This is a genomic window from Streptomyces sp. NPDC048436, assembly GCF_043200355.1.
Lineage (GTDB): Bacteria > Actinomycetota > Actinomycetes > Streptomycetales > Streptomycetaceae > Streptomyces.
In genome coordinates, this window is the sequence record NZ_JBICXP010000001.1 from 1,121,342 (window position 1) to 1,146,998 (window position 25,657).

Below are 25,657 nucleotides of genomic sequence, written 5' to 3' on the forward strand. Positions count from 1 at the left end.
GCCGGTTGGTTCTTACGTCCTGAGAGAGACAGCCTCAGGGAAGCAGCGTCAGCTTCCCTGAGGTCCGGCGGTCCAGCAGGTCGCGGTGTGCCCGGCCCGCGTCGGCCAGCGCGTACTCGGGCCCGGCGACCGGGTGCAGACGTCCCTGCGAGGTCATCTCAAGGAGTTCCCGCAGCGGTTCGGTGAACGCGCCGGGCCGGGCCAGCGTGGGACGCAGCCAGAAACCGACGACAGCCGCGTTGAGCGAGCGCATGCGGGCGTCGTCGAGTGGGGTGAAGCTGGTGCGCGAGGCGCTTCCGTAGGTGACGATGCGCCCGAAGTCGGCCAGTGAGTCAAGCGCCTGGTCGAAGAGCGGGCCTCCCGTGCCGTCAAGGATGACGTCCACCGGCTCGTCCAGCGGGTAGCTCACCGCGGCGTCCGCCCCCAGTTTCAGGGCGAACTCCCGCTTCTGCCGCGTGGAGGCCATGGCAAGGACCCGGCCCGCCCCGAATTCCCGGGCCAGCTGCACGGCGAGGCTGCCCACTCCGCCCGCCGCCGAGTGCACCAGCACGCTCTCGCCGGCCGAGAGGCGGGCGGCTCTGCGCAGCAGATGCCAGGCGGTGACCCCCTGCATCACCAGGGCGAGGGCGTGGGCGGCGGGCATGTCCTCGGGGATGTCGAAGACCGCCGTCTCCTGCGCCACGGCGAGCTCCGCGTAGCCGCCCCGGACCTTGGCGAGGACCCGGCGCCCGTCGTGGGTCCTGCCGACGACCTCGCTGCCCGGGATGTACGGAAGCTGGTCGGCGGCCAGGTAGGAGCCGTCCGTCTGATGCGTGTCGGCGAAATTGACCCCGGCGGCCTCGACCTGGATCAGCAACTGCCCTGGCCCGGGCACCGGTTCGGGGGCCTCGACCACGCCGAGGACTTCCGGGCCGCCGAATCGGTCGAACTGTATGGCGCGCACAGTGAGCTACCCATCTGAAGAGTGTGAAGAGACGCGAAATGACCGCGAATGACCTTGGAACGGTACTCGGTCGGCCCCTTCGCCACTCACCGCGAGGACTCACCGAGGACGCACCGAGGACTTACCGGGACGATTCCCCGTAAAGCGCCTCGATCTCCTCCGCGTACGCCGCCGTCACCGCATGCCTCTTGATCTTCAGTGAGGGCGTGAGCAGGCCGTTGTCCTCGGTGAACTCGCCCTCGACCAGGGTGAACTTTCGGATGGCCTCCGCCCTTGAGACCGCCGCGTTGGCGTAGTCCACCGCCTTCTGGACCTCCGCGATCAGCTTCGGGTCCCGGCACAGCTCCGCGAGCGGGGTGTCCTTGGGGCGCTTTCGTACCGTCAGCCAGTGTTCGACCGCTTCGGCGTCCAGCGTGATGAGCGCGGCGACATACGAGCGGTTGTCGCCGACGACGATGCACTGTCCCACCGGCGCCCGGCTGCGCAACCGGTCCTCCAGGATCGCCGGGGAGACGTTCTTGCCGCCCGAGGTGACGATGATGTCCTTCTTGCGTCCGGTGATGGTGAGGTAGCCGTCGTCGTCGAGCGCCCCGAGGTCTCCGGTCGCGAACCACTCGTCCCGCAGCACGGCGTCCGTCGCGGCCGGGTTGTTCCAGTACGAGGTGAAGACGATGCCGCCCTTGATGAGCACGCCACCGTCGTCCGCGATGCGTATGGATGTGCCGGGCACGGGCGTCCCCACCGTGCCGGGACGCGGCTTCAGCGGCGGGGTGATCGTCGCGGCGGCCGTGGTCTCCGTCAGGCCGTACCCCTCGTAGATGATGATCCCGGCGGCGTAGAAGAAGAGGTTGAGGCTGCGGTCCAGGGGCGAGCCGCCGCTGATCGCGTAGCGCAGCCTGCCGCCGACCTCCTTGCGGATGCGGCGGTAGACCAGCAGTTCGTACAGCGCCCACCCGGCGTACAGCCCGGCTGAGGGGCCGGGACCGCGCTTGTCGAGGAACTTGTTCAGGTACGCCTCGCCGAACCGCACCGCGATCCTCTCGGCCCGGTCGAAGGACGCCCCCCGGCCGATCTTCTCGGCGGTCGCGCGACCCGTGTCGTGGATCTTCTCGAAGAGGTACGGGACGCCGACGATGAACGTCGGCCTGAACGCCCGTAGTTCGGGGCGGAGTTCGTCCGGTTTGATGCTGGGGCAGTGGCCGACCTCGATGCGGGCGAGCATGCAGGCGATCTGGATGCTGCGGCCCAGGATGTGGGCGAGCGGCAGGAACAGGAGCGTCGAGGCGACCTGGCCGGTGATCTCCTTGAAGACGGGGTGCAGCAGGTCGACCGTGTTCGCGGCCTCCGCGTGCAGATTGCCGTGGGTGAGGACGCAGCCCTTGGGCTTGCCCGTGGTGCCCGAGGTGTAGCAGATGGTGGCGATGGAGTCCGGGGTGAGATCGGAGCGGCGCTTGGTCACGTCCTCGTCCGGCACCTCACGCCCCAGGGAGGCGAGTTCGGTGAGGGCGCCGTCGTCCACGCAGAGGAGGCGGGGCGGCTCCGTCAGGGCTTCGACCGCTGCCTCGGCCGTCTCCACGTTCTCCGGCGTCTCCGCGATCAGGAGGCTCACGCCCGAGTCCCGCACGATCCACTCGATCTGTTCGGCCGCCGAGGTCGCGTACACGGGCACGGTCTGCCCGCCCGCCGCCCAGATCGCGAAGTCCAGTACGGCCCACTCGTACCGCGTACGGGACATCAGCGCGACCCGGCCGCCCGGTTCGAGCCCGGCGGCGATCAGGCCCTTGGCCACGGCGGTGACCTCGCGCGCGAAGGCCGCCGCGGTCACCGGACGCCACTGGCCGCCCTGTTTGCGGCGCAGGACGACGGCGTCGGGCGCCTCGGCCGCGTTGGTGAAGGGGATGTCGGCGGTGCTGCCCGCGGCGGCCCGCGCCGCGAGCGGGGCCGTGCGCGCCTCGCGTACGACGCCGTGCTCGTCCCGGACGAGCTCGACCGTGGCGCGGTCCGCGAGCCCCATGTTGCGCTGCGCCCGTTTCAGATCCTTGCGTACGCCCATGACGGCTCCTGGCTCCCGGCTACCAGCTGACATACAGAGGTGGTGCAGGTGGTACAGGTCGTGCAGGTGGTACAGGTCGTGCAGAGGTGGTGCGGTGCTTACTTACTGATGGGTCAACTTACCCATGCGTAGGGAAAGTTCAATGGGTCGGGCAGCGAAGAATCAGTGGGCGGGAGCAGCGAGCGGGACAGTGACCCGGGGCGGCGGCGCCTCAGTCCCCCGACCCCGGCACCCACACCTCCCCCTCAAGTACGCGCCCCATCCCCACCCACACCATGTTCATCAGCCGCAGAGTGACCCCCTCCGGGGACTGGCCGGGGTGGCTGCCCATCCAGTCGGTGAGCGAGTCCGCCGCGCCGACCAGCGCGTGCGCCACGAAGTCGGCGTCCTCGTCCGAGAGCTGGGAGCCCCCGCCGTGCTCCGTGATGCCGTCCCAGACCAGGCCCGCGACCTCCGCCATCACCGCCCGCCGCGCGTCGGCCACCGCCGCGGCGATCGCCTCGCTCAGCTCCGATGCCTGGCGGTGCAGGACGACCCAGCTGTCGCGGTGCTCGGCGACGAAGGCGAAGAACGCCGAGAGGCCCGCGTACAGGCGCAGTTCGGGCGCCGCGCCCCCGGCCTGCGCCGCCCCCTGGAAGGCGGCGACGAGGCGGTCGGCCTCGCGCCGCAGGCAGGCGAGGAACAGCCCCTCCTTGGAGTCGAGGTAGAGATAGACCATCGGCTTTGAGATCCCGGCGAGTTCGGCGATCTCGTCCACGGACGCGGCGTGATAGCCGCGCTTGGCGAAGACGGTCACCCCCACGTCGATGATCTGCTGCTCGCGCTCCTGGCGCGGAACGCGGCGCCGCCGTCCTTCAGTTCTCCCGTTGACCGTCACCCTTGCAGCCTCCCAGACTCGGGGCTACCTTACCCCTTAGTAAGTTTACTCTTAAGTAAGGAGATTGCCATGGCGGACGGCGTCGGCGGCGGCACGGACGGCGCGAAAGGCCGGGATGGTGTGGCCGGTCTGGACTTCGCGAGCGTCACTCCCGAGGAGTTCGCGAAGATCGTGAAGGGGCTCTCCAACAAGGAGATCACCGAGATCGCCCAGGACGGCGAGTTGCGCGCCCGCGTCCTGGCCGAGGTCTTCGGGCGCATGGGCCGGCAGTTCAAGCCGGAGGCGGCGGGCACGCTCAAGGCCCTGATCCGCTGGAAGATCACGGGGGCCGACAAAGCGGTCGGTGAAGGAGCCGACAAGGCGGCCGACGAGACGGTCTACGAGACGGACATCTCGGAAGGCACCTGCACCGTCTCCGCGGGCCGCTCGAACGCCGAGCCGCGCGTCACGCTCGTCATGGGCGACGCCGAGTTCCTCAAGCTGGTCTCCGGCAACGCCAATCCCGTGACGATGTTCATGACGCGCAAGCTCAAGGTCGCGGGCGATGTGGCGCTCGCCGCCGGGCTGACCCGCTACTTCGACATCCCCAAGGCCTGACCCACCACACCGACTTCCGGAAAGGAGCACACCATGGCCTTCTCCCTCGAACTGACCGAGGAGCAGCGGGATCTGCGTGACTGGGTACACGGTTTCGCGGCCGGTGTCGTGCGGCCGGCCGCCGCCGAGTGGGACGAGCGCGAGGAGACGCCCTGGCCGGTCATCCAGGAGGCCGCGAAGATCGGTCTGTACGGTTTCGAGTCCCTGGCCGATCTCTTCGGCGACCCGAGCGGACTCTCGCTGCAGATCGCCAACGAGGAGCTGTTCTGGGGCGACGCGGGCATCGGAATGGCCCTCTTCGGCACGTCACTCGCGGTGGCCGGGATCTTCTCCGCGGGCACGCCGGACCAGCTGGCCGAGTGGGTGCCGCAGTGCTTCGGTGACGAGGACGAGCCCAAGGTGGCGGCGTTCTGCGTCTCCGAGCCCGAGGCGGGCTCGGACGTGTCGGCGATGCGGACGCGTGCGACGTACGACGAGGCACGCGACGAGTGGACCCTGGCGGGCCAGAAGGCGTGGATCACGAACGGCGGCATCGCGAACGTCCATGTGGTCGTCGCGTCCGTCGACCCCGCACTGGGGGCGCGGGGGCAGGCCGCGTTCATCGTGCCGCCGGGTACGCGGGGTCTCGAAGGTGCCAAGAAGATAAGGAAGTTGGGGTTGCGGGCCTCGCACACCGCGGATGTCTTCCTGGACGACGTACGCGTACCGGGGCACTGTCTGCTCGGCGGCAGGGAGCGTCTTGAGGCGCGGCTCGCGCGGGCCCGCGAGGGGGGTGGTGCTGGCCGTGCAGGTGACCGCAAGGGGCAGGCCGCGATGGCGACGTTCGAGGTCAGCCGGCCGACCGTGGGGGCGCAGGCGCTGGGGATCGCGCGGGCCGCGTACGAATACGCGCTCGACTACGCGGGCTCCCGGGTCGCCTTCGGCCGCCCGATCATCGAGAACCAGTCGATCGCCTTCGCGCTCGCCGATCTGCGGACCGAGATCGAGGCCGTGCGGCTGCTGATCTGGCAGGCGTCGTGGATGGCACGGAACGACAAGACGTTCGACGCGGGGCAAGGGTCGATGTCGAAGCTGCGGGCCGGGGAGCTCGCGGTGGCGGCCACGGAGAAGGCGGTGCAGGTGCTGGGGGGTGCGGGGTACAGCAGGGAGCATCCGGTGGAGCGGATGTACCGGGACGCGAAGATCTACACGATCTTCGAGGGGACGAGTGAGATCCAGCGTCTCGTGATCGCCCGGGCGATCTCCGGGCGGCAGATCCGCTGAGGGCCCCCGGGAGGGCCCCCGGGAGGGCCCCGGGGAGGGCTCGTCCTCAAACGGCGGACGGCCTGAAAACTCCCCTCAAGCCACCCCTGACCTGCGCCGATAAAAGGATCATGACGTCGACGCAACTCTCCCCCCGTGAGCCCGATGCCGTCCTTGGGCTGCTCAACAAGCGGCGCGTGGGCGGCCGCGGTCCGCGCCGCGGCATCATCCTCTGTCTGCTGCCCGCGGTCGTCATCGCGTTCGCCGGGTTCCAGCGGCGGTGGATGTCCGACGACGGGCACATCTACGTCCGTACGGTCCGGCAGATCCTGGCCGGCAACGGCCCCGTCTTCAACGCGGGTGAACGCGCCGAGTCCTCCACCGGCACCCTCTGGCAGTGGCTGCTCGTGCTCGCGGGGCTGCCGGGGGCCGACATCGCGACGGCGGCGATGTACGGCGGGCTGCTGCTGACCGCCGCCGGGTTCGCGTTCGCCTCGCTCGGGGCGATGCGGCTGTACGCGGGCAGCGCCGTGCTTCCCCTCGGCTGCCTCGTCCTGCTGGCCCTGCCGCCCATGTGGGACTTCGCCACCTCCGGCCTTGAGACCGGCCTCGCCACCTGCTGGATCGCGGGATCCTGGCTGCTGCTCGTCACCCGGGCCCGGTCGATCGTCACCTGCGTGGTCCTGGGGCTCGGCCCCCTCGTCCGGCCCGACCTGGCCCTTGTCTCCGCCGTCTTCCTCGGCGCGCAGTGGCTGATGGTGCGGCCCAAGCGGCGGGCCACCCTTGGCGGGCTCGGAGCCGCCCTCGCGCTGCCGGTCGCGTACGAGATCTTCCGGGCCGGGTACTACGGACAGCTGATGCCGCTGCCGGGCGTCACCAAGGAGGCCTCGCAGAGCCTGTGGGCGCGCGGGCTCGACTATCTCCAGGACTTCGCCGAGCCCTATCTGCTCTGGGTGCCCGCGCTGTTCCTCGTCGCGGCCCTGCTGCCGGCGGCGTCGCCCCGCCGGCACTCCCCTCCCCTGATCCCCGCGCTCGCGCCCATCGTCGCCGGACTCCTCTGCTGGGTCTACGTCATCAAGGTGGGCGGCGACTTCATGCACGGCCGGATGTTCCTGCCGGGGCTGCTGCTCATGCTCCTGCCCGTCTTCCTGGTGCCCCTCACGCGCGCCTGGACCATCGCGGCGGTGGGCATCGGGGCCTGGGCCATCGTCTGCGCGGCGTTCCTGCGCATTCCGTACGCGGGGTGGATCGGCCCCGCCGGAGTGGCCGACGAGCGCGGTGTGTACGTACAGCAGAACGCCGCACCCCACCCGCTCCACCACACCTTCGCGGGTCAGCCCGGCACCGTCGCCTATGCCCGTCTCGTACGCGACGCGGAGCGCGAGAGCACACCGGCGCTGATCCTCGGCAGGACCGTCGTCGGCGCCAACTCCCCCACGGTGACCGGCGTCTACAACACGCTGGGGTTCAGCGGCACGGTGGTCCCGCTCGACGGCGCCGCGCTCGACCCCATCGGCCTCGCCTACCCCCTGGCCGCCCACTCCGAGCGCTTCCACGGCCGCGTGGGACACGACAAGCGGCTGCCCGACGCGTGGATCTTCGCCGACCGGGGCCATGGCACCCTTCCCGCGGGCATGTCCCCCGTGGACGTCGCCGCCGCCCGCCGCGCCCTGGACTGTGGTCAGCTCGCCGAGCTGCGGGCGGCGACGCGGGACCCGATGACCCCCGCCAGGTTCTGGCACAACCTCACCGGAGCCTGGGACCGCACATCCTTCCGCTTCCCCAACAACCCGGAGCAGGCCGAGCGGCAGCTCTGCGGCGGATGACACACGCATGACCCGAACGAACACCGGCGGCCGAAACGCACGGCTCTGCGGCTCATTTGCGCCGCTTCCGTGCGGCCCGTCGAACATCAACTGCCCTTCCTGACACGGGCCTTGAATGTTGAGTGATCCCGTCCGATGCTGGCGGTTCTTGTTGCCTTACGTTCGGAGTTGCAGCATGGGTGCACATCTGCCGAGCCGCCGTTCCTTCCTCGCCACCGGCACCGCACTGGTCGGCTGGGCCGCCTTCATGGCGCAGAAGCAGGCCTTCGCGGCGGAGGGGCGAGCCGCGGGCGCCCCCGAGTGGGACGCGAACCCGCGTGTCTTCCAGGTCAACAGAGAACCGGCGAGGGCCAGACTCGTCCCGTACGCCTCCACCGCCGACGCCCTGCGCGGTGACCTCGCCAAGTCTCCGTACCACCGCTCCCTGAACGGAAGTTGGCGCTTCCACTGGGCCAAGAACCCCGAGCGCCGCCCGGACGGGTTCGAGGCCGACGACTACGACGTGAGCGGCTGGGACCGCATCCCCGTGCCCTCCAACTGGGAGATCGAGGGCTACCCGGAGCCGATCTACCTCAACATCAGGTACCCGTGGGAGGGCTACGAGAAGCCCGATTTCCCCGACGTGCCCAAGGACTTCAACCCGGTCGGGTCCTACCGCCGCACCTTCACCGTCCCCGACGACTGGTCCGGGCGCCGCACCCTGATCTCCTTCCAGGGCGTGAAGTCCGCCTTCTTCGTCTGGGTCAACGGCAAGAAGGTCGGCTACAGCGAGGACAGCTACACCCCCGCCGAGTTCGACATCACCCCTTACCTGCGCCCGGGGTCGAACTCCCTCTCCGTCCAGGTCTACCGCTGGTCCGACGGGAGCTGGCTGGAGGACCAGGACATGATCGACCTGTCCGGCATCTTCCGGGACGTCTACCTCTACTCCCTCGCCCCGGTCCATGTGCACGACCTCTTCGTACGGACGGATCTGGACTCCGCGTTCCGCGACGCGACGCTGTCCGTCACCACCGTCGTACGCGACAGGAGCGGCAAGGCAGCCGGCAAGGCAGCCAAGGAGTCCCGCAGCGGCGATCACCGCGTCGAGGCGCAGCTGTACGACGCCAAGGGCCGCCCGGTCCTGCGCGAACCGCTGACGGGCGAGCCCGTCTTCGACGAGCCCCTCACGCTGAAGGCCGACGTCAAGGCGCCCGCGCTCTGGTCCGCCGAGGAGCCGAACCTCTACACCGTCGTCGTCACCCTCACCGACGGGAAGGGGCACAAGACCGACATCCAGCGGACCCGCATCGGCTTCCGCGAGGTCGGCTTCGGGCCCGGGAAGTGGACGGTCAACGGCAAGTCCGTGATGTTCCACGGCACCAACCGGCACGAGTCGACGCCCGAGCACGGCCAGGCCGTCCCCGAGTCGGTCATGGTCGAGGACGTCCTGCTGATGAAGCGGCACAACATCAACGCCGTACGCACCTCGCACTACCCCAACCATCCGCGCTGGCTCGAACTCTGCGACGAGTACGGCCTGTACGCGATCGACGAGACCAACCTGGAGACGCACGGCGTACGCGACCGGCTCCCCGCCTCGCTGCCCGACTGGACCGACGCCTGCGTGGACCGGATCCGCTCGATGGTCGAGCGCGACAAGAACCACGCGTGCGTGGTGGCGTGGTCCCTCGGCAACGAGGCCGGGGCGGGCAGCAACTTCCAGGCCATGGCGGACTGGGTGCGCGCCCGTGACGACTCGCGGCCCGTGCACTACGAAGGCATGAACTCCGTCGCCGACGTGCACAGCGAGATGTACACGAAGCCCGCCGACGTCGAGAAGTACGGCAAGTCCGGCAACCCCAAGCCGTACATGCTCTGCGAGTACACGCACGCCATGGGCAACAGCAACGGCAACCTCCCCGAGTACTGGGAGATCTTCGAGCGTTACCCCAATCTGCACGGCGGCTTCGTCTGGGACTGGGTCGACCAGAACATCCGGCGGCCGATACCCGGCGACCCCAGGCACACCTATCTCTCGTACGGCGGCGACTGGCACGCGGGCTATCCGACGGACGGCAACTTCAGCTGCAACGGCCTGGTCGCGTCGACCCGTGAACCCCACCCCGGCCTCATGGAGATCAAGAAGGTCTACCAGCCGGTGTCCGTCACGGCCGACGACCTCGCCACGGGCTCCGTGAAGGTCGGCAACAAGCACCTCTTCCGCGGCCTGGACGCCTATGAGCTGCGCTGGAGCGTGACGCGCGACGGCGAGGAGATCCAGCACGGCACGCTGCCCGCGCCCAAGGTGGCTCCGGGCGCCACGGGGAACGTACGCATCCCGTACAAGAAGCCTGGCGACCTCAAGCCCGGCGCCGAGTACTGGCTCGACGTCACCTTCGCCCTCCGTGCCAAGACGCGCTGGGCCCCCGCCGGGCACACGGTCGCCGCCGAGCAGCTCCCCCTGGACTGGCACGCCCCGGCGGCGGCCGACCCGGCACCTTCGACCCTGCCCGCCCTCGAACTCTCCGAGACGGACGCCGAGGTCAAGGTCACAGGACGCGATGTCGAGGTGGTCCTCTCCAAGGCCACCGGCACCCTCAGCTCGTACCGGATCAAGGGGAAGCCCCTCCTCGCGGGCGGCCCGGTGGCCAACTTCTGGCGCGGGCCCACGGACAACGACATCGGCCGCAAGTACCCGGAGAAGGCCGCCACTTGGCGTGACGCGGGCGCCAAGGCGAAGGTCACGGAGGTCGAGGCCGCGCAGCCGTCGCCGGGCGAGGTCACCATCGAGGTGGCCGCCACGCTGCCCACCTCCCCCTCGCCGTCCCACTGGCACACCGTGTTCACCGTGCGCGGCGACGGCGAGGTGCGGGTGCGGCACACCTTGAAGGCGGCGGCGGGTCTGCCCGATCTGCCCATGGTGGGTGCCCTGTTGACCGTCGCGGCCGGGTTCGAGCGGATCGACTGGTACGGGCGCGGTCCGCATGAGAACTACCAGGACCGCAAGTCGGCGGCTTTCGTGGGCCGTTACCGCTCCACGGTCGACGAGCAGGTCGCGCCGTACGTCAGGCCGCAGCAGACCGGCAACATGACGGACGTACGGCAGCTGTCGCTCGCCGACCGGTCGGGCGAGGGCCTGACCGTGCTCGCCGACCCGGCGGACGGCGAGCCGTTCCTGGAGACCAGCGCGCTGCACCACGCGCCGTCCGACCTGGACGGACCGAAGCATCCGCATGAGGTGAAGCGGCGCGACGAGACGATCCTCGGGGTCAACCACCGGCAGATGGGCGTCGGCGGCAACGACTCCTGGGGCGCGCTTCCGCTGGAGAAATACCTGCTGCACTCGGGCCGCACCTACACGTACGCGTACCGGCTGCGGGCGCGCGGCCGGTCCTGAGGCTCAGTCCGTCCCTGCGTCCGTCCTCGCCTCGCCGCTGAGGCGGTCAGCTTGGGCGACAGCGGTCGCGAGGTCCCGCAGGGACGAGTCGCTTCCCGCCAACTCCTCGGCGCACGTGGCCAGTTCGGACAGGTCGGGCGTGCCGGGGAGGGGCTTCTCCTTCCGCAGGGCGTCCGCGAAGTACGCGGCGACCGCCGTGACCCGCAGCCCCCGGTCCGCCTCCCACAGCTCGCCCTTCAGGTCGCTCACCTCGATCTGGTTCGACTCCTCGTGCGGGGCGCGGCTGCCGGGGTCCAGCCAGCGGACGCAGCCACTCGTGACTGTGACGCCGGGAGGGGGCGAAGGGATCGGTCGTGGGCGTTGCGGAAGCGTCTCGATGTGGGTACGGCGGGTGTTACGGGAGGTTTCCGTTTCCGGGGAGGCCTTTCGGCTCGCCCCTACGACACCACGTCCTTCCGCGCGAACCCCCTGAACGCCAGCGCGAACAGCACCAGCGCGTACGCGACCGACACCGCCGAGCCCTGGATCATTCCGCCCCACTCCATCTGCGGCTGGATCGCGTCCGCCCACGCGAACTGCCAGTGCGCCGGCAGGAAGTCGCGCCAGCCGCCCAGTGCCGTCACCGCGTCCAGGACGTTGCCGACGATGGTCAGGCCGACCGCGCCGCCGACCGCTCCGAGCGGCGCGTCCGTCTTCGTCGAGAGCCAGAACGCGAGCGCTGCCGTGACCAGTTGGGAGACGAAGATGTACGCCACCACGATCGCGAGCCGCTGCACCGCCGTCCCCGCGGGCAACGCCCCGCCCGTCGGGATCTGCAACGGCCCCCAGCCGTACGTGGCCGACCCCACCGCGAGCGCGATCAGCGGCAGGAGCACCATCACTGCCGCGCTGAGCCCGAGCGCGACGGCCAGCTTCGACCACAGCAGGCGGGCCCGCGGCACCGGGGCCGCGAGCAGATAGCGCAGCGACGACCAGCTCGCCTCAGAGGCGACCGTGTCCCCGCAGAACAGGGCGACCGGGATGACCAGGAGGAAGCCCGCCGAGACGAACAGACACGTCGCCGCGAAGTTCGCGCCGGACGCGGTGGCCGTGTCCATCAGCGTCACCCGGCCGCTGCGCGAACCCGGCGACCCGGCGACGCTGAACGCTATGACCAGCACGAAGGGCAGCAGCCCCATCACCCCGGCCATCACCAGGGTGCGGCGCCGCTTCAGCTGGCGGACCGCCTCGACGCGCAGCGGCAGCGTACGGCCGGGGCGGTATCCGTGCGCCGTGGCGCGCTCCGTGGCTGTGGCGCTCATGCCGTGCCTCCGATCAGGGTCAGGAACGCGTCTTCGAGGCGGCGGTGCGGGCCCATGGACTCCACGGGCACCTCAAGGCGCACCAGTTCGGGCAGCAGCCGCGCGGCACTGCCGCTCTCCGTGCCGTCGAGGCGCACCAGGAGGCCGCCGTCCGCGCGGGCCGCCGATGTGACGCCGGGCAGCGCGGCCACCTTGTCGACCAGCGGATCGGAGATGTCGTCCGCGAGGCCCACGAGGAAGGTGTCGCCGGAACCGATGATCTCCGCGACCGGGCCCGCCTGGACGAGACGGCCGCGGTCCATGACCACCAGGTGCGTGCAGGACTGCTCGACCTCGGCGAGGAGGTGGCTGGAGACGATGACCGTGCGACCGCCTTCGGCGTAGCGGATCATCACCTCACGCATCTCGCGGATCTGTGGCGGGTCGAGGCCGTTGGTCGGTTCGTCCAGGATCAGCAGGTCCGGCATGCCCAGCATGGCCTGGGCGATCGCGAGCCGCTGCCGCATGCCCTGCGAGTACGTCCGCACCGCGCGGGCCAGCGCGTCGCCGAGCCCGGCGATCTGCAACGCCTCGTCCAGGTGGGCGTCCTCGGCGGGGCGGCCGGTGGCCTTCCAGTACAGCTCCAGGTTCTCGCGCCCGGAGAGGTGCGGCAGGAAGCCCGCGCCCTCGACGAACGCCCCGACCCGGGAGAGGACCGGCGCACCCGGCCGGATCGCCTGCCCGAAGACGCGGATCTCGCCCGCGTCGGGCCGGATCAGGCCCATGAGCATGCGCAGCGTCGTCGTCTTGCCCGCGCCGTTCGGCCCCAGGAGGCCGAGCACCTGCCCCTTCTCGACGCTGAAGGAGACGTCACGGACCGCGTAACGGTCCGCCGACTTCGCGTACCGCTTGCTCAAGTCCTTGATCACCAGTGGCACTTCGGCGAGCGCGGGGTCCGGCGCGGGCGCCGTCGTCCGCCGCCGCGCGGTGACCAGGAGCAGGACCGCGATGACCGCGCCCGCGGCCGGGAGCCACCAGACCCAGGCGGGCAGCGGCGTCGCCGCCGTCTTCACGCCGGGCGCGGTGGGGACCTCAAGGCCGCTGTTCAGGGACACCGTGTACGAGGCGGGCTGCGCCGGGGAGGCGTAGCCCAGGTCCGTGGAGGCGACGACCAGGCGCAGCCGGTGGCCCTTCTGCACGTCGTGATCGACGGCCGGGAGGGTGAAGTCGACATCCCTGCCCGCCTTGGCGCCTTCCACGCGCATCGGGGAGACAAGCTGCGACGGCAGCACCTTCTGCTTGCCGTCGGGCCCGACGTCGTACACCTTCCCGAAGAGCACGGCGTCGTCGCTGTCGGACTTGACGTGCATCCGCACCTTCGGTGAGCCGGTGATCCGCAGGTCGTCCTTGAGCGGCGCCGACTGGAACGCGGCGTGCTGGCCGGGGAAGTCGAGCGAGACGCCGACACCGAGCGAGGACAGCTGGTTGAGGCCGCCTCCTCCGACGCCCGGCAGCGCGGAGATGGCGGGTGGCGCGGCGCCCGCCGGGTTCTCGAAGGTCTGCTGCTCGCGTCCGCTGAGGGCGATCTTCCGCTGCCCGTTCTCCAGGCCGGGGTACCGCCCGCCGCTCGCGCCCCGCAGCTGCGCGGCGCCGTCGGTGGAGTCGATGCCTCCGGTGCGGGTGACGCGGAACGCGGGGCCCGTGTCCGCGCTCTTGTCGTCCCTCAGATAGCGGTCGAACCACGAGCCGACGCGTGCGTCCACGCGGCCGGTCTCGCGGTCGCCGCCGTCGTGACCGCCCGCGATCCAGTCGACGGACACGGGCGCGTGATTGCCGTGGATCGCCTTGGCGATGGCGTCGGCCTGGCCGAGCGGGAAGAGGGAGTCGGTCTGGCCCTGGAAGAGCAGGGCGGGCACCTTGATGCGGTCGCCGACGGCTTCGGGGCTGCGGGCGGTGAGGAGCCTCTGTGCCTCGGCGTCCGGCTTCCCGGCCACCGCGACCCGGTTGTACATGTCGCACAGCTGCTTCTCGAAGCGGTCGCAGCCGCCGCCGGTGTTGATGAAGAGCCCTGCCCAGAGCTTCTTGAACACACCGTTGGGGAAGAGGGCGTCGCTGAGGTTCCAGTAGGTGATCTGGGGCGCGATGGCGTCCACGCGGTGGTCGTACCCGGCGGCGAGGAGGGAGACCGCGCCGCCGTACGAGGCGCCGGTCATGCCGACGCGGGGGTCGCCCTTCTTGTCCAGCTGCACCTCGGGCCTCTTGGCCAGCCAGTCGATGAGCCGGCGGGCGTCCGCGACCTCGCCCTTCGGGTCGTTCAGGCCGATCTTGCCGGTGGACTTGCCGAAGCCGCGGGCGGACCAGGTGAGGACCGCGTACCCCTTGCCGGCCAGGTCTTCCGCCTGCGTGCGCAGGTCGTCCTTGCTGCCGCCGAAGCCGTGGCCGATGAGGACGGCGGGGCGCTTCTCGTCCGGGTCCCCCGCGGTGAAGTACGAGGTGTCGATCTTCGCGCCGCCCGTTTTGCCCACACCGGGCATCTCCATGAGACGGTCCTCACGGTGCACGGCGGGCCCGTCGTCCGAAGCCGCCGCCGTCCACGTGCCCGCCCCCGCCAGGACGGCGAGGGCGGCCGCGGCGGCGAAGAGTCTGCGCCTGGGCAGTCGTAGATCCATGCGTCAACCGTACGGGCGGCCACCGACAACCGGTGCAGCCGGTGGGTTGAACCCGGGGGCCTACCTGGGGAGTACGAGGGAAGCGGGGCGTACACCGGCTGCGGTACGGACGGCCTGAAACCCCCGTCAGTGGTTACGCGGGAACCCCAGGTCCACACCCTCCGGCGCGTCCGACGGGTCCGGCCAGCGGGTGGTGACGACCTTGCCCCGCGTGTAGAAGTGCGTGCCGTCCTTGCCGTAGATGTGGTGGTCGCCGAAGAGCGAGTCCTTCCAGCCACCGAAGGAGTGGTAGCCGACCGGCACGGGAATCGGGACGTTCACGCCCACCATGCCCGCCTCGATCTCCAGCTGGAAGCGCCGCGCGGCGCCCCCGTCCCGCGTGAAGATCGCGGTGCCGTTGCCGAAGGGCGACGCGTTCATCAGCGCCACGCCCTCCTCGTACGTGTCGACCCGCAGCACGCAAAGGACCGGACCGAAGATCTCGTCCTTGTACGCGTTCGCCGTCACCGGCACGCGGTCCAGGAGCGAGAGTCCGATCCAGTGGCCGTCCTCGAAGCCGTCGACGGTGTGTCCTGTGCCGTCGAGGACGACCTCGCAGCCCTCCGCCGCCGCGCCGGTGACGTACGAGGCGACCTTGTCGCGGTGGGCCGCGGTGATCAGCGGGCCCATCTCCGACGTCGGGTCGTTGCCGGGGCCGATCTTGATCTTCTCGGCCCGCTCCTTGATCTTCGCGACAAGCTCGTCACCGACGGCCCCGACCGCGACCACGGCCGAGATCGCCATGCAGCGCTCGCCCGCGGAGCCGTACGCCGCCGAGACGGCCGCGTCCGCCGCCGCGTCGAGGTCGGCGTCCGGCAGGACCAGCATGTGGTTCTTGGCGCCGCCGAGCGCCTGGACGCGCTTGCCGTTGGCGGTGGCGGTGGTGTGGATGTAGCGGGCGATCGGGGTGGAGCCGACGAAGGAGACGGCCGCCACGTCCGGGTGCTCCAGGAGCGCGTCCACGGCCACCTTGTCGCCGTGCACGACGTTGAAGACGCCGTCCGGAAGGCCCGCTTCCGAGAGCAGCTCCGCGATCTTCATCGCGGCCGACGGGTCCTTCTCCGACGGCTTCAGGACGAACGTGTTGCCGCACGCGATGGCGAGCGGGAACATCCACATCGGCACCATGGCCGGGAAGTTGAACGGCGTGATGCCCGCGACGACACCCAGCGGCTGGCGGATGGACGAGACGTCCACGCGCGAGGCCACCTCCGTCGACAGCTCGCCCTTGAGCTGGACCGTGATTCCGCAGGCGAGGTCCACGATCTCCAGGCCACGGGCGACCTCGCCGAGCGCGTCCGAGTGCACCTTGCCGTGCTCGGCGGTGATCAGCTCGGCGATCGCGTCGCGGTTGGCGTCGAGGAGCGCGCGGAAGGCGAAGAGGATCGAGGTGCGCTTGGCCAGGGACGACTTGCCCCACGTGGCGTACGCCTCGCGCGCGGAGGCGACGGCGGAGTCCACCTCGTCCACGGAGGCGAAGGCGACCTGCGTGGTGACGGCGCCGGTCGCGGGGTCGGTGACCGAACCGTACGTACCCGACGCGCCTTCGACGGACTTCCCGCCGATCCAGTGATTGACGGTCTTCGTCATGACAAGCATCCCTACTCTCACAGGTGGCGGCGTCGGGCTGAGACGTGCCGGTCGTACTCTTTCCTGGCCTCGATCGCGGACTGCCGGTCCGCGGTCTCGGCCACGGGCACATCCCACCACGCCTGCGCCGGGGGCGGGGGCGACACTGTGTCGGGCGTTTCCGTCTCCACGTAGACACATGTGGGACCGTCGGCCGCCCGCGCCTCTGCGAGGGCATCCCGCAGGTCAGCAACTGTTTCGGCGCGGATCACACGCATCCCGAGCGAGGCCGCGTTGGCCGCGAGATCGACGGGCAGCGGGGCACCCGTGTACGTGCCGTCCGGCGCCCGGAAGCGGTAGGCGGTGCCGAACCGCTCGCCGCCCACGGACTCGGAGAGCCCGCCGATGGACGCGTACCCGTGGTTCTGCAGGATCACGACCTTGACCGGGATGTTCTCCTGGACCGCGGTGACGATTTCGGTGGGCATCATCAGATATGTCCCGTCGCCCACCAGCGCCCAGACCGGGCGGTCGGGGGCCGCGAGCGCGACGCCGATCGAGGCGGGGATCTCGTATCCCATGCAGGAGTAGCCGTACTCGACGTGGTACTGCCGGGGCGAGCGCGCCCTCCACAGCTTGTGCAGATCGCCGGGCAGCGACCCCGCCGCGTTGATGATCACATCCTCGTCCGTGACCAACTTGTCAAGCAGGCCGAGGACTTGGAGCTGCGTGGGTCGTGCGTCGGGTTTCTCGGCCGCGTAGGCCTTGTCCACGACGAGCCGCTCCCAGCGCTCCTTGCGCTCGGTGTACTCGGCGACGTACGCGGCAGGCACGCGCCACCCCTCAAGCGCGCCCGTCAGGGCCTCAAGGCCCGCCCGCGCGTCCGCGATCAGGGGTGTGGCCGCCATCTTGTGGCCGTCGAACGCCGCGATGTTCAGGTTCAGGAAGCGGACGTCCGGCTCGGCGAAGAGCGTGCCGGACGCCGTGGTGAAGTCGCTGTAGCGCGTGCCGACGCCGATCACCAGGTCGGCGGTACGGGCGAGTTCGTCGGCGGTGGCCGTGCCCGTGTGCCCGATGCCGCCGACGTCCGCCGGGTGGTCGAAGCGCAGGGAGCCCTTGCCCGCCTGGGTGGAGGCGACGGGAACGCCGGTCGCGTCCACGAGGTCCCGCAGCGCCTCCTCGGCCGCGCTGTGGTGGACACCGCCGCCCGCGACGATCAACGGGCGGCGCGCGGCGCGCAGGGCCCGGGCGGCGGCGGCCAGTTCACGCGGGTCGGGGGCCTGTCGGCGTACGCCCCAGGTCCGCTCCTCGAAGAACTCCCGCGGCCAGTCGTACGCCTCCGCCTGCACGTCCTGCGGGAGCGCGAGCGTGACGGCGCCGGTGGCGGCCGGGTCGGTGAGCACGCGCATCGCGGCGAGGGCGGCCGGGATCAGGGCCTCGGGGCGGGCGATCCGGTCGAAGTACTTCGACACCGGGCGCAGGCAGTCGTTGACCGACACATCGCCCGCGTGCGGGACTTCGAGCTGCTGGAGCACCGGGTCCGCCGGGCGGGTCGCGAAGGTGTCGCCGGGCAGCAGGAGGACGGGCAGGTGGTTGACGGTCGCGAGTGCGGCGCCGGTGACGAGGTTGGTCGCGCCTGGCCCGATGGACGTGGTGACGGCGTGCGTGGACAGGCGGCCCGACTGGCGGGCGTACCCCACGGCGGCGTGCACCATGGCCTGTTCGTTGCGGCCCTGGTGGAAGGGCATGTCGTCGCCGTACTCGACGAGGGCCTGGCCGATGCCGGCCACGTTCCCGTGCCCGAAGATGCCCCAGGTCGCGCCGATGAGCCGCTGCCGCTCGCCGTCGCGCTCGGTGAACTGCCGGGACAGGAAGCGGACGAGGGCCTGAGCGGTGGTGAGCCTCAGCCTCACAGAGCTCATCGGTATCCCTCCGTGTTCATCGGTATCCCTCCGTGTGGTCAGGGTGGAAGCAGATCCGCCACTCCCGTTCCTCGCCGGGCCCTGCCATCACGTTCAGGTAGTACATGCTGTGCCCCGGCTGGGCGATCGAAGGACCGTGCCAGCCATCGGGGACGAGCACGGCGTCACCCGTGCGGACCTCGGCCAGGACGTCGGTGCCGCCCGGCCGGGAGGGGAACACGCGCTGATAGCCGATGCCCTCCTGCCCGGCGGGTCCGGCCTCGATCTCGAAGTAGTAGATCTCTTCGAGTTCGACCTCCACGCCCGGGCGGTGCTCGTCGTGCTTGTGCGGCGGGTACGAGGACCAGTTGCCGCCGGGTGTGATCACCTCGACGGCGATGAGCCGGTCGCAGTCGAAGGCGTCGGCGGACGCGAAGTTGCGGACCTCGCGGGCGCAGGTGCCGCTGCCGCGGTGCTCGACGGAAACCTCCGGCGCGGAGCCGTAGCGGGCGGGGAGTCGACGCTCGCACTTCGCTCCTGCCAGGGCGAAGCGGCCTCCCGCGCCGGAGGCGATCTGGATCTGGGCGTCGCGGGGTACGTAGGCGAAGTCGCTCACTCCGCCGAACACGCTCTCCCGGCCCAGCAGTTCGATGATCTCGCCTTCTGTCCGCACCGTACAGCCGCCGGTCAGCGGGAGCACGATCCATTCACTCTCCCCGGTGGCGAAGGAGTGCGTGGCGCCCGGTTCGATCTCGATCACACGCAGCGCGGAATAGACCAGACCGGACCGCTTCGGGTCGAGATCGAGTGCGTAGGGCCCTTCGGCCGTGCTGCCCTTCGGTACGTACGTCATGTGGCCCTCCTACAGCAGTCCGACGGCGGTGTCGACAGCGCCCGCCACGTCCCCGTCGGCCGGGTACAGCAGCGTGCGCCCGGCGACCAGGCCGTGCACGGTGGGCAGTTGCAGGGCGCCGCGCCACTTCTCGTACGCCGCGTCACTGTCGTCACCGAGGTCACCTCCGAGGAGTACGGCGGGCAGCGTCGAGGTCTCCATGACCCGCGCCATGTCGTCCGGATTCTCGGTCACCGGGACCTTCAGCCAGGTGTACGCCGATGTTCCGGCGAGCCCCGACGCGATGGCGATGGACGTGGTGACGGCCCCGGCGCTCAGGTCGTTGCGCGGCGCCCCGCCGGCGGCCGGGCGGCGGCACAGGAACGGCTCGACGAAGACGGGCAGCTTGCGGGCGGCCATGGCGTCGACGGCGCGGGCGCTGGAGTACAGGGTGGCCAGGGAGCCGGGGTCGTCGTAGTCGACCCGCAGCAGGAGCTTCCCCGCGTCGAAGCCGAGTCGGTCGATGTCCTCCGCGCGGTACCCCGTGAACCGGTCGTCCAGCTCGAACGAGGCCCCGGCGAGCCCGCCCCTGTTCATCGACCCCATGACGACCTTGCCGTCCAGTGCGCCGAGCAGGAGCAGGTCTTCGAGGATGTCGGCGGTGGCGAGCACCCCGTCCACGCCGGGCCGTGCGAGCGCCAGGCAGAGCCGCCCCAGGAGGTCCCCGCGGTTGGCCATGGCCAGCTTGTCCCCGCCTACGGAGAGCGCGCCACGGGCCGGGTGATCGGCGGCGATGATCATCAGCCGCCCGCTGTCGCCGAGGAGCGGACGCCGGACGCGCCGGGCCGCGGCTTCCGCGATGGCTTCGGGGTGTTCGGCGCGGATCCGGATGAGCTCGGCAAGGTCAACCATGGGTCACGGCTCCCGCGGCAAGCGCCGCCTCGACCTCCTCGGGGAACGGCATCGCGGACGAGCACTCAAGGCGTGAGGCGACGATCGCCCCCGCCGCGTTGGCGTACCGCATGGTCCGCTCCAACTCCCAGCCCGCGAGCAGCCCATGGCAGAGCGCACCGCCGAACGCGTCCCCGGCCCCGAGGCCGTTGAGCACCGTCACGGGAAGCGGCGGCAGCTCGGCCGCCTCACCCGACGCGCTCATCGCGAGCACACCCTTGGGCCCCTGCTTCACCACGGCGAGTTCGACCCCGGCCTCAAGGAGCGCACACGCGGCGGCGTAGGGATCACGTACGCCGGTGGCGACCTCGACCTCGTCGAGGTTGCCCACGGCGACGGTGGTGTGCGCGAGCGCCTGCGCGTAGAAGTCCCGCGCCTGCTCGGCCCGCTCCCAGAACATCGGCCGCCAGTCCAGGTCGAAGACCGTGAGCCCCGCCTTGGCCCGCCGCCGCAGCGCGGCAAGCGTCGCCGACCGGCTCGGCTCCGCGCACAGGCCCGTCCCCGTCACCCAGAACACCTTGGCGGCGGTGATGGCGCCGAGGTCGAGCTCCTCCTCGTACATCTCCAGGTCGGGCGCTTTGGGCAGCCGGTAGAAGTAGAGCGGGAAGTCGTCCGGCGGGAAGACCTCGCAGAAGGTCACCGGCGTCGGCAGTCCCGCGACGCCGCTCACCCAGCGGTCGTCGACCCCGAACTGCCGCAGCTCCCGGTGCAGATACTCCCCGAAGGGGTCATCGCCGGTCCGCGTGATGACCGCGGCCCGGCGGCCGAGCCGCGCCGCAGCGACGGCGACGTTCGAGGCGGAACCGCCCAGGAACTTGCCGAACGCAGTGACATCGGCGAGCCCCACCCCGGTCTGCAGGGGATAGAGATCCACCCCGATCCGGCCCATCGTGATGACGTCGTACGGATCGCTGACGTCGTGCGGATCGGTCACCCTGTACTCCCTCTCGGCGTCGCCCTCCCCCACGTCCACCCCTAGGTCTAACCGCGCCCCAGAGCCCTGTCAACACATTGTCCTTACATTCGGACCACTCCTTGACATCGTTCTCCGCCGCCCGGAAAGCTGGCTCGCATGACGACGCTGTCACGCATCCGGATCGGCTCGGCACCCGACTCGTGGGGCGTGTGGTTCCCCGAGGATCCGGGCCAGGTCCCCTGGAGCCGCTTCCTCGACGAGGTGGCGGACTCCGGGTACGAGTGGATCGAGCTCGGTCCGTACGGATATCTGCCCACCGACCCGGCCGAACTGACCGCCGAGACCCAGCGGCGCGGCCTGAAGGTGTCGGCGGGGACGGTCTTCACCGGCCTGCACCACGGCCCCGCCGTGTGGGACAGGACATGGGCCCATGTGGCCGACAACGCCGCGCTCGCCCAGGCGATGGGCGCCGAACACCTCGTCGTCATCCCGTCCTTCTGGCGCGACGACAAGACCGGCGAGGTCCTTGAGGACCGCACGCTCACCCCGGAGCAGTGGCGTCAACTGACGCTCCAGACGGAGCGGTTGGCGTACGAGGTGCGCGAGCGGTACGGCCTGCGTGTGGTCGTCCACCCGCACGCCGACACCCACATCGACGACGAGGAGAACGTCACCCGCTTCCTCGACGCGACCGACCCCGGCCTCGTCTCGCTCTGCCTGGACACCGGTCACTACGCCTACTGCGGCGGCGACAGCGTCAAGCTCATCGAGACGTACGGCGAACGCATCGGCTATCTGCACCTCAAGCAGGTCGACCCCGGCATCCTGGCCGAGGTGCGGGCGCAGGAGATGCCGTTCGGGCCCGCGGTGGGCCGGGGCGTGATGTGCGAGCCGCCGGCCGGGGTGCCCGCCCTGGAGCCGGTGCTCGCGGCGGCGCAGAGACTGGGCGTCGACCTGTTCGCCATCGTCGAGCAGGACATGTACCCGTGCCCGCCGGACAAGCCCCTGCCCATCGCCCGCCGCACCCGGTCGTTCCTGCGCTCCTGCGGCGCGTAGAGCTTCGGAGCGAATGCATCACAAGCGTCACAAACAACCTCTCCCTGTCACACATGTCCCGCCTACGCGGCTCTTCCGTCACAGGCGTTCGACAGCCACCCCCCTGCGCTCACTCTGCGTCGTTCACCGGGCACAAGGCTGAGTGATCGCCAGCGTCGCGCCGCAGCTCCCCCGACGGCTCCCCCCGAGTCGCCCCTGCGGCGCCCGCAGGGAGGTGCCACAGATGACCGACCGAAGGCTCTGGTCGTACAAGGACATCGCCGCACACATCCGGGTGCAGCCCGACACAGTGCGCTCCTACCGCAAGCACGGCTTGCTCCCCGAGCCCGACCACGTGGAGGGCGGCAAACCCTATTGGTACGCGGACACCATCCGCGCCTGGGTCGCCGCCAGACCGGGCAATCGCGGGCGCAGAGGCTGACCGCCTCCGACCGCGAACCCCTCTTTGAGATGTACCCCCTAGGGGTATACAGTGGTGAGTGTGAGGGGGCCTCCGGGAACACCGGGGCACCTTTTGCACATTACGTCGCATCACCACGCACACCCACACGCCGCACCTCACGGAGGAGAACGACATGAGCGCCCAGACCGAGCTCCCGCAGGCAGAGAACGAGACCACGGGCTCTTGCTGCTCCCCCAGCGGTTCCTGCCACTCCGACGGTGCCGCCGAGGCGCCGCAGGGTGCCGTGACGACCGTGTACGAGGTGACCGGCATGACCTGTGGCCACTGCGAGGGCGCCGTCTCCGGCGAGATCTCGGAGATCGCGGGCGTCAGCTCCGTCAAGGCGGTGGCCTCCACGGGTCAGGTGACCGTGGTCTCCGACGCCCCGCTCGACGAGGCCGCCGTCCGCGCCGCGGTAGACGAGGCGGGCTACGAGCTCACCGGCGTCAAGGCCTGACCTGCCGCCTGCCGGGTACCCCGGGCCCTGTGACGCCGTCACAGGGCCCGCAGCCGCATCACCCCAGAGGCCTCAGAAGCTCCATAAGCCTCAGAAGTACGAGAGAGCCATGAACGAAGTCGAACTCGCCGTCGGCGGGATGACCTGCGCATCCTGCTCCGCCCGCATCGAGAAGAAGCTGAACCGCCTGGAGGGCGTGACCGCGTCGGTCAACCTCGCCACGGAGAAGGCGAAGGTCTCGTACGCGGAAGGGGCCGATGTCGAGGTCGCGCGGCTCATCGCGACGGTCGAGAAGCTGGGCTACACGGCGCAGGAGATCGTCCCGGCCCCTCCCGAGCCGGAGGCGCCGGCCACCACCGCCGACATCACCGAGCCCGACACCCTGCGGCAGCGGCTCATCGGCTCGGCGCTGCTCTCGCTGCCCGTCGTCCTGCTCGCGATGATCCCCGCGCTGCAGTTCGACAACTGGCAGTGGCTCTCGCTGACGCTGGCCGCGCCTGTCGTCGTCTGGGGCGGCTACCCCTTCCACCGGGCCGCGTTCACGAATCTGCGGCACGGCGCCGCGACCATGGACACCCTGGTGTCGGTGGGCACGCTCGCCGCGTTCGGCTGGTCGCTGTGGGCGCTCTTCCTCGGCGACGCGGGGATGCCGGGGATGCGGCACGGGTTCGAGTTCACCGTCTCCCGTGCCGACGCTTCCTCGACGCTCTATCTCGAAGTCGCCGCCGGTGTCATCTCGTTCATCCTGCTCGGCCGCTGGCTCGAGGCCCGCTCGAAGCGGAAGGCGGGCACGGCACTGCGCGCGCTGCTCGAACTGGGCGCCAAGGACGCCGCCGTGCTGCGCGACGGTGCGGAAGTACGCGTCCCGGTCGCGCGGCTCGTGGTCGGCGACCGGTTCGTCGTACGCCCCGGAGAGACCGTCGCGACCGACGGCACCGTCATCGAGGGCGCGTCCGCGATCGACGTCTCGATGCTGACCGGCGAGTCCGTCCCGGTGGACGTGGCCGCGGGAGACGCGGTGACCGGGGCGACCACGAACGTCTCGGGGCGGCTCCTCGTCGAGGCCACGCGCGTCGGCGCCGACACCCAACTGGCCAGGATGGCCAAGCTCGTCGAGGACGCGCAGACGGGCAAGGCCCAGGTGCAGCGGCTCGCCGACCGGATCGCCGGGGTCTTCGTGCCGGTGGTCCTGCTGATAGCCGTCGCCACGCTCGGCGGCTGGCTCGGCGCCACCGGTGACGTGACGGCGGCCTTCACCGCGGCCGTCGCCGTCCTGATCATCGCCTGCCCGTGCGCGCTCGGCCTTGCGACGCCTACCGCCCTCATGGTCGGCACGGGGCGCGGCGCGCAGCTCGGCATCCTCATCAAGGGCCCCGAAGTCCTGGAGTCCACCCGCCGGGTGGACACGATCGTCCTGGACAAGACCGGGACGGTGACGACGGGGCGGATGGAACTGCGGGACGTGTACGCGGCCCGGGAGACCGAGGAGAAGGAGCTGCTGCGGCTCGCGGGGGCCCTGGAGCACGCCTCGGAGCATCCGGTCGCGCGGGCCGTCGCGGCGGGCGCCGCCGCGGAGTTGGGGCTCCCGGTGGGGGCGCTGCCCGCCGTGGAGGGGTTCGAGAACGTCGCGGGGTCCGGCGTGCGCGGCACGGTCGAGGGGCACCTCGTCCTCGTCGGGCGTGAGCGGCTGCTCGCGGACGCGGGGGTCGAGGGTCTCGCCTCGGTGGCCACGCTCAAGGCGGAGGCCGAGGCGACGGGACGTACGGCCGTCCTGGTCGCCTGGGACGGCCGGGCCCGCGGAGTCCTCACCGTCGCCGACGCCGTCAAGGACACCAGCGCCGAAGCGGTGCGTGAACTGCGCGCCCTGGGTCTTACACCGGTGCTGCTCACCGGTGACAACAAGGCCGTCGCCGAAGCGGTGGCGAGGTCCGTCGGTATCGACGCGGACTCCGTGTACGCGGAGGTCCTGCCCGAGGAGAAGGTCGACGTCGTGCGGCGGCTGCGGGACGAGGGCAAGGTCGTCGCGATGGTCGGGGACGGGGTCAACGACGCGGCGGCGCTCGCCACCGCCGATCTGGGGCTCGCGATGGGCACCGGCACGGACGCGGCCATCGAGGCGAGCGATCTGACGCTGGTGCGCGGGGACTTGCGCGGGGCGGCCGACGCCATCAGGCTCTCCCGTAAGACCCTCGCCACCATCAAGGGCAATCTCTTCTGGGCCTTCGGCTACAACGTCGCCGCACTGCCGCTCGCCGCCGCCGGGCTCCTGAACCCGATGATCGCCGGGGCCGCGATGGCATTTTCCTCGGTCTTTGTGGTCACCAATAGCCTGCGCCTCAGGAACTTCACATAAGCTCTTCACATCTTGGTCGCAGCATTCTCACGCCTGAGCCCCGATCGGCATATCGGGCCTCTTGCGCATGTACAGGACATATGCAGGAGACGCAGATCACAGCGATCTGAACGTAACCATTGGAGGGGCTCGCGAGTCTAAGAGGGCGATGCCAGGGACGTCTTGGGGGACGTCTCTAGACATCGGGGACATCTTGGGGGATGTTCCTAGGAATGCGTTGGCCGGGACACGTGCACCGGGGAGCTTTGAGCGGCCCTCCCGTACGTGCGGGTCCC

General features: G+C 70.6%; 19 protein-coding genes. 8 read left to right on the forward strand and 11 right to left on the reverse strand.

The annotated features are described in order from the left end of the window. Nucleotides 1-34: 34 nt before the first annotated feature. The 3 genes from ACGFX9_RS05110 to ACGFX9_RS05120 form a co-directional block, all read right to left on the reverse strand. A complete protein-coding gene (locus ACGFX9_RS05110) occupies nt 35-943 on the reverse strand; it encodes a zinc-binding alcohol dehydrogenase family protein (protein ID WP_393464725.1) in 909 nt (302 codons plus the stop codon). 121 nt (nt 944-1,064) lie between these two features. After that, nucleotides 1,065-2,996, reverse strand: coding sequence for an AMP-dependent synthetase/ligase (locus ACGFX9_RS05115; RefSeq protein WP_393464728.1), 1,932 nt, complete (start codon nt 2,994-2,996; stop codon nt 1,065-1,067). Between the two features lie 211 nt (nt 2,997-3,207). Continuing rightward, a complete protein-coding gene (locus ACGFX9_RS05120; protein ID WP_393464731.1) occupies nt 3,208-3,873 on the reverse strand; it encodes a TetR/AcrR family transcriptional regulator in 666 nt (221 codons plus the stop codon). Nucleotides 3,874-3,942: 69 nt separating this feature from the next. Here ACGFX9_RS05120 and ACGFX9_RS05125 point away from each other — a divergent pair, with 69 nt between their 5' ends. The 4 genes from ACGFX9_RS05125 (at nt 3,943) to ACGFX9_RS05140 (ending at nt 10,917) form a co-directional block, all read left to right on the forward strand. Continuing rightward, complete coding sequence (locus ACGFX9_RS05125) at nt 3,943-4,470, forward strand: SCP2 sterol-binding domain-containing protein (RefSeq protein ID WP_393464733.1); 528 nt, start codon at nt 3,943-3,945, stop codon at nt 4,468-4,470. A gap of 33 nt (nt 4,471-4,503) precedes the next feature. Then, nucleotides 4,504-5,733 (forward strand): acyl-CoA dehydrogenase family protein, encoded by a 1,230-nt coding sequence (locus ACGFX9_RS05130; RefSeq protein ID WP_393464736.1) that lies wholly within the window; start codon nt 4,504-4,506, stop codon nt 5,731-5,733. A gap of 110 nt (nt 5,734-5,843) precedes the next feature. Further along, on the forward strand, nt 5,844-7,538 hold the full coding sequence (locus ACGFX9_RS05135; RefSeq protein ID WP_393464738.1) for a hypothetical protein: 1,695 nt from the start codon (nt 5,844-5,846) through the stop codon (nt 7,536-7,538). Nucleotides 7,539-7,713: 175 nt separating this feature from the next. After that, nucleotides 7,714-10,917 (forward strand): glycoside hydrolase family 2 TIM barrel-domain containing protein, encoded by a 3,204-nt coding sequence (locus tag ACGFX9_RS05140; protein WP_393464740.1) that lies wholly within the window; start codon nt 7,714-7,716, stop codon nt 10,915-10,917. Nucleotides 10,918-10,920: 3 nt separating this feature from the next. On the opposite strand, the gene ACGFX9_RS05145 is transcribed toward ACGFX9_RS05140, so the two are convergent. The 8 genes from ACGFX9_RS05145 to iolC form a co-directional block, all read right to left on the reverse strand. Next, nucleotides 10,921-11,166, reverse strand: a complete 246-nt coding sequence (locus ACGFX9_RS05145) for a hypothetical protein (RefSeq protein WP_393464743.1) — start codon at nt 11,164-11,166, stop codon at nt 10,921-10,923. A 188-nt stretch (nt 11,167-11,354) separates the two neighbouring features. Beyond that, on the reverse strand, nt 11,355-12,218 hold the full coding sequence (locus ACGFX9_RS05150; RefSeq protein WP_393464746.1) for an ABC transporter permease: 864 nt from the start codon (nt 12,216-12,218) through the stop codon (nt 11,355-11,357). Then, on the reverse strand, nt 12,215-14,866 hold the full coding sequence (locus tag ACGFX9_RS05155) for an alpha/beta fold hydrolase (RefSeq protein WP_393464749.1): 2,652 nt from the start codon (nt 14,864-14,866) through the stop codon (nt 12,215-12,217). Before ACGFX9_RS05155 ends, ACGFX9_RS05150 begins: the two co-directional genes overlap by 4 nt. Before the next feature lie 126 nt (nt 14,867-14,992). Next, nucleotides 14,993-16,495 carry a CoA-acylating methylmalonate-semialdehyde dehydrogenase gene (mmsA, locus tag ACGFX9_RS05160; protein WP_393464752.1) on the reverse strand — a complete coding sequence of 501 codons (1,503 nt, stop codon included), beginning with the start codon at nt 16,493-16,495 and terminating at the stop codon, nt 14,993-14,995. Nucleotides 16,496-16,512: 17 nt separating this feature from the next. After that, nucleotides 16,513-18,396, reverse strand: coding sequence for a 3D-(3,5/4)-trihydroxycyclohexane-1,2-dione acylhydrolase (decyclizing) (iolD, locus tag ACGFX9_RS05165; RefSeq protein WP_393464755.1), 1,884 nt, complete (start codon nt 18,394-18,396; stop codon nt 16,513-16,515). A gap of 16 nt (nt 18,397-18,412) precedes the next feature. After that, nucleotides 18,413-19,228, reverse strand: a complete 816-nt coding sequence (gene iolB, locus ACGFX9_RS05170; RefSeq protein ID WP_393464758.1) for a 5-deoxy-glucuronate isomerase — start codon at nt 19,226-19,228, stop codon at nt 18,413-18,415. Nucleotides 19,229-19,237: 9 nt separating this feature from the next. After that, nucleotides 19,238-20,119, reverse strand: a complete 882-nt coding sequence (locus ACGFX9_RS05175; protein ID WP_393464761.1) for a deoxyribose-phosphate aldolase — start codon at nt 20,117-20,119, stop codon at nt 19,238-19,240. After that, complete coding sequence (iolC, locus tag ACGFX9_RS05180) at nt 20,112-21,092, reverse strand: 5-dehydro-2-deoxygluconokinase (RefSeq protein ID WP_393464763.1); 981 nt, start codon at nt 21,090-21,092, stop codon at nt 20,112-20,114. The genes ACGFX9_RS05175 and iolC overlap by 8 nt, the downstream gene beginning before the upstream one ends. Before the next feature lie 138 nt (nt 21,093-21,230). On the opposite strand from iolC, the gene ACGFX9_RS05185 reads away from it, so the two are divergent. The 4 genes from ACGFX9_RS05185 to ACGFX9_RS05200 all read left to right on the forward strand — a co-directional run bounded on the left by ACGFX9_RS05185 (nt 21,231) and on the right by ACGFX9_RS05200 (nt 25,382). Continuing rightward, on the forward strand, nt 21,231-22,130 hold the full coding sequence (locus ACGFX9_RS05185) for a sugar phosphate isomerase/epimerase family protein (protein WP_393464766.1): 900 nt from the start codon (nt 21,231-21,233) through the stop codon (nt 22,128-22,130). A 223-nt stretch (nt 22,131-22,353) separates the two neighbouring features. Further along, entirely contained in the window at nt 22,354-22,551 is a 198-nt protein-coding gene (locus ACGFX9_RS05190) for a helix-turn-helix transcriptional regulator (RefSeq protein ID WP_393464769.1), read from the forward strand. Nucleotides 22,552-22,705: 154 nt separating this feature from the next. Continuing rightward, nucleotides 22,706-23,029 (forward strand): heavy-metal-associated domain-containing protein, encoded by a 324-nt coding sequence (locus tag ACGFX9_RS05195; protein WP_393464772.1) that lies wholly within the window; start codon nt 22,706-22,708, stop codon nt 23,027-23,029. Between the two features lie 109 nt (nt 23,030-23,138). Continuing rightward, a complete protein-coding gene (locus tag ACGFX9_RS05200) occupies nt 23,139-25,382 on the forward strand; it encodes a heavy metal translocating P-type ATPase (RefSeq protein ID WP_393464775.1) in 2,244 nt (747 codons plus the stop codon). Nucleotides 25,383-25,657 lie beyond the last annotated feature (275 nt).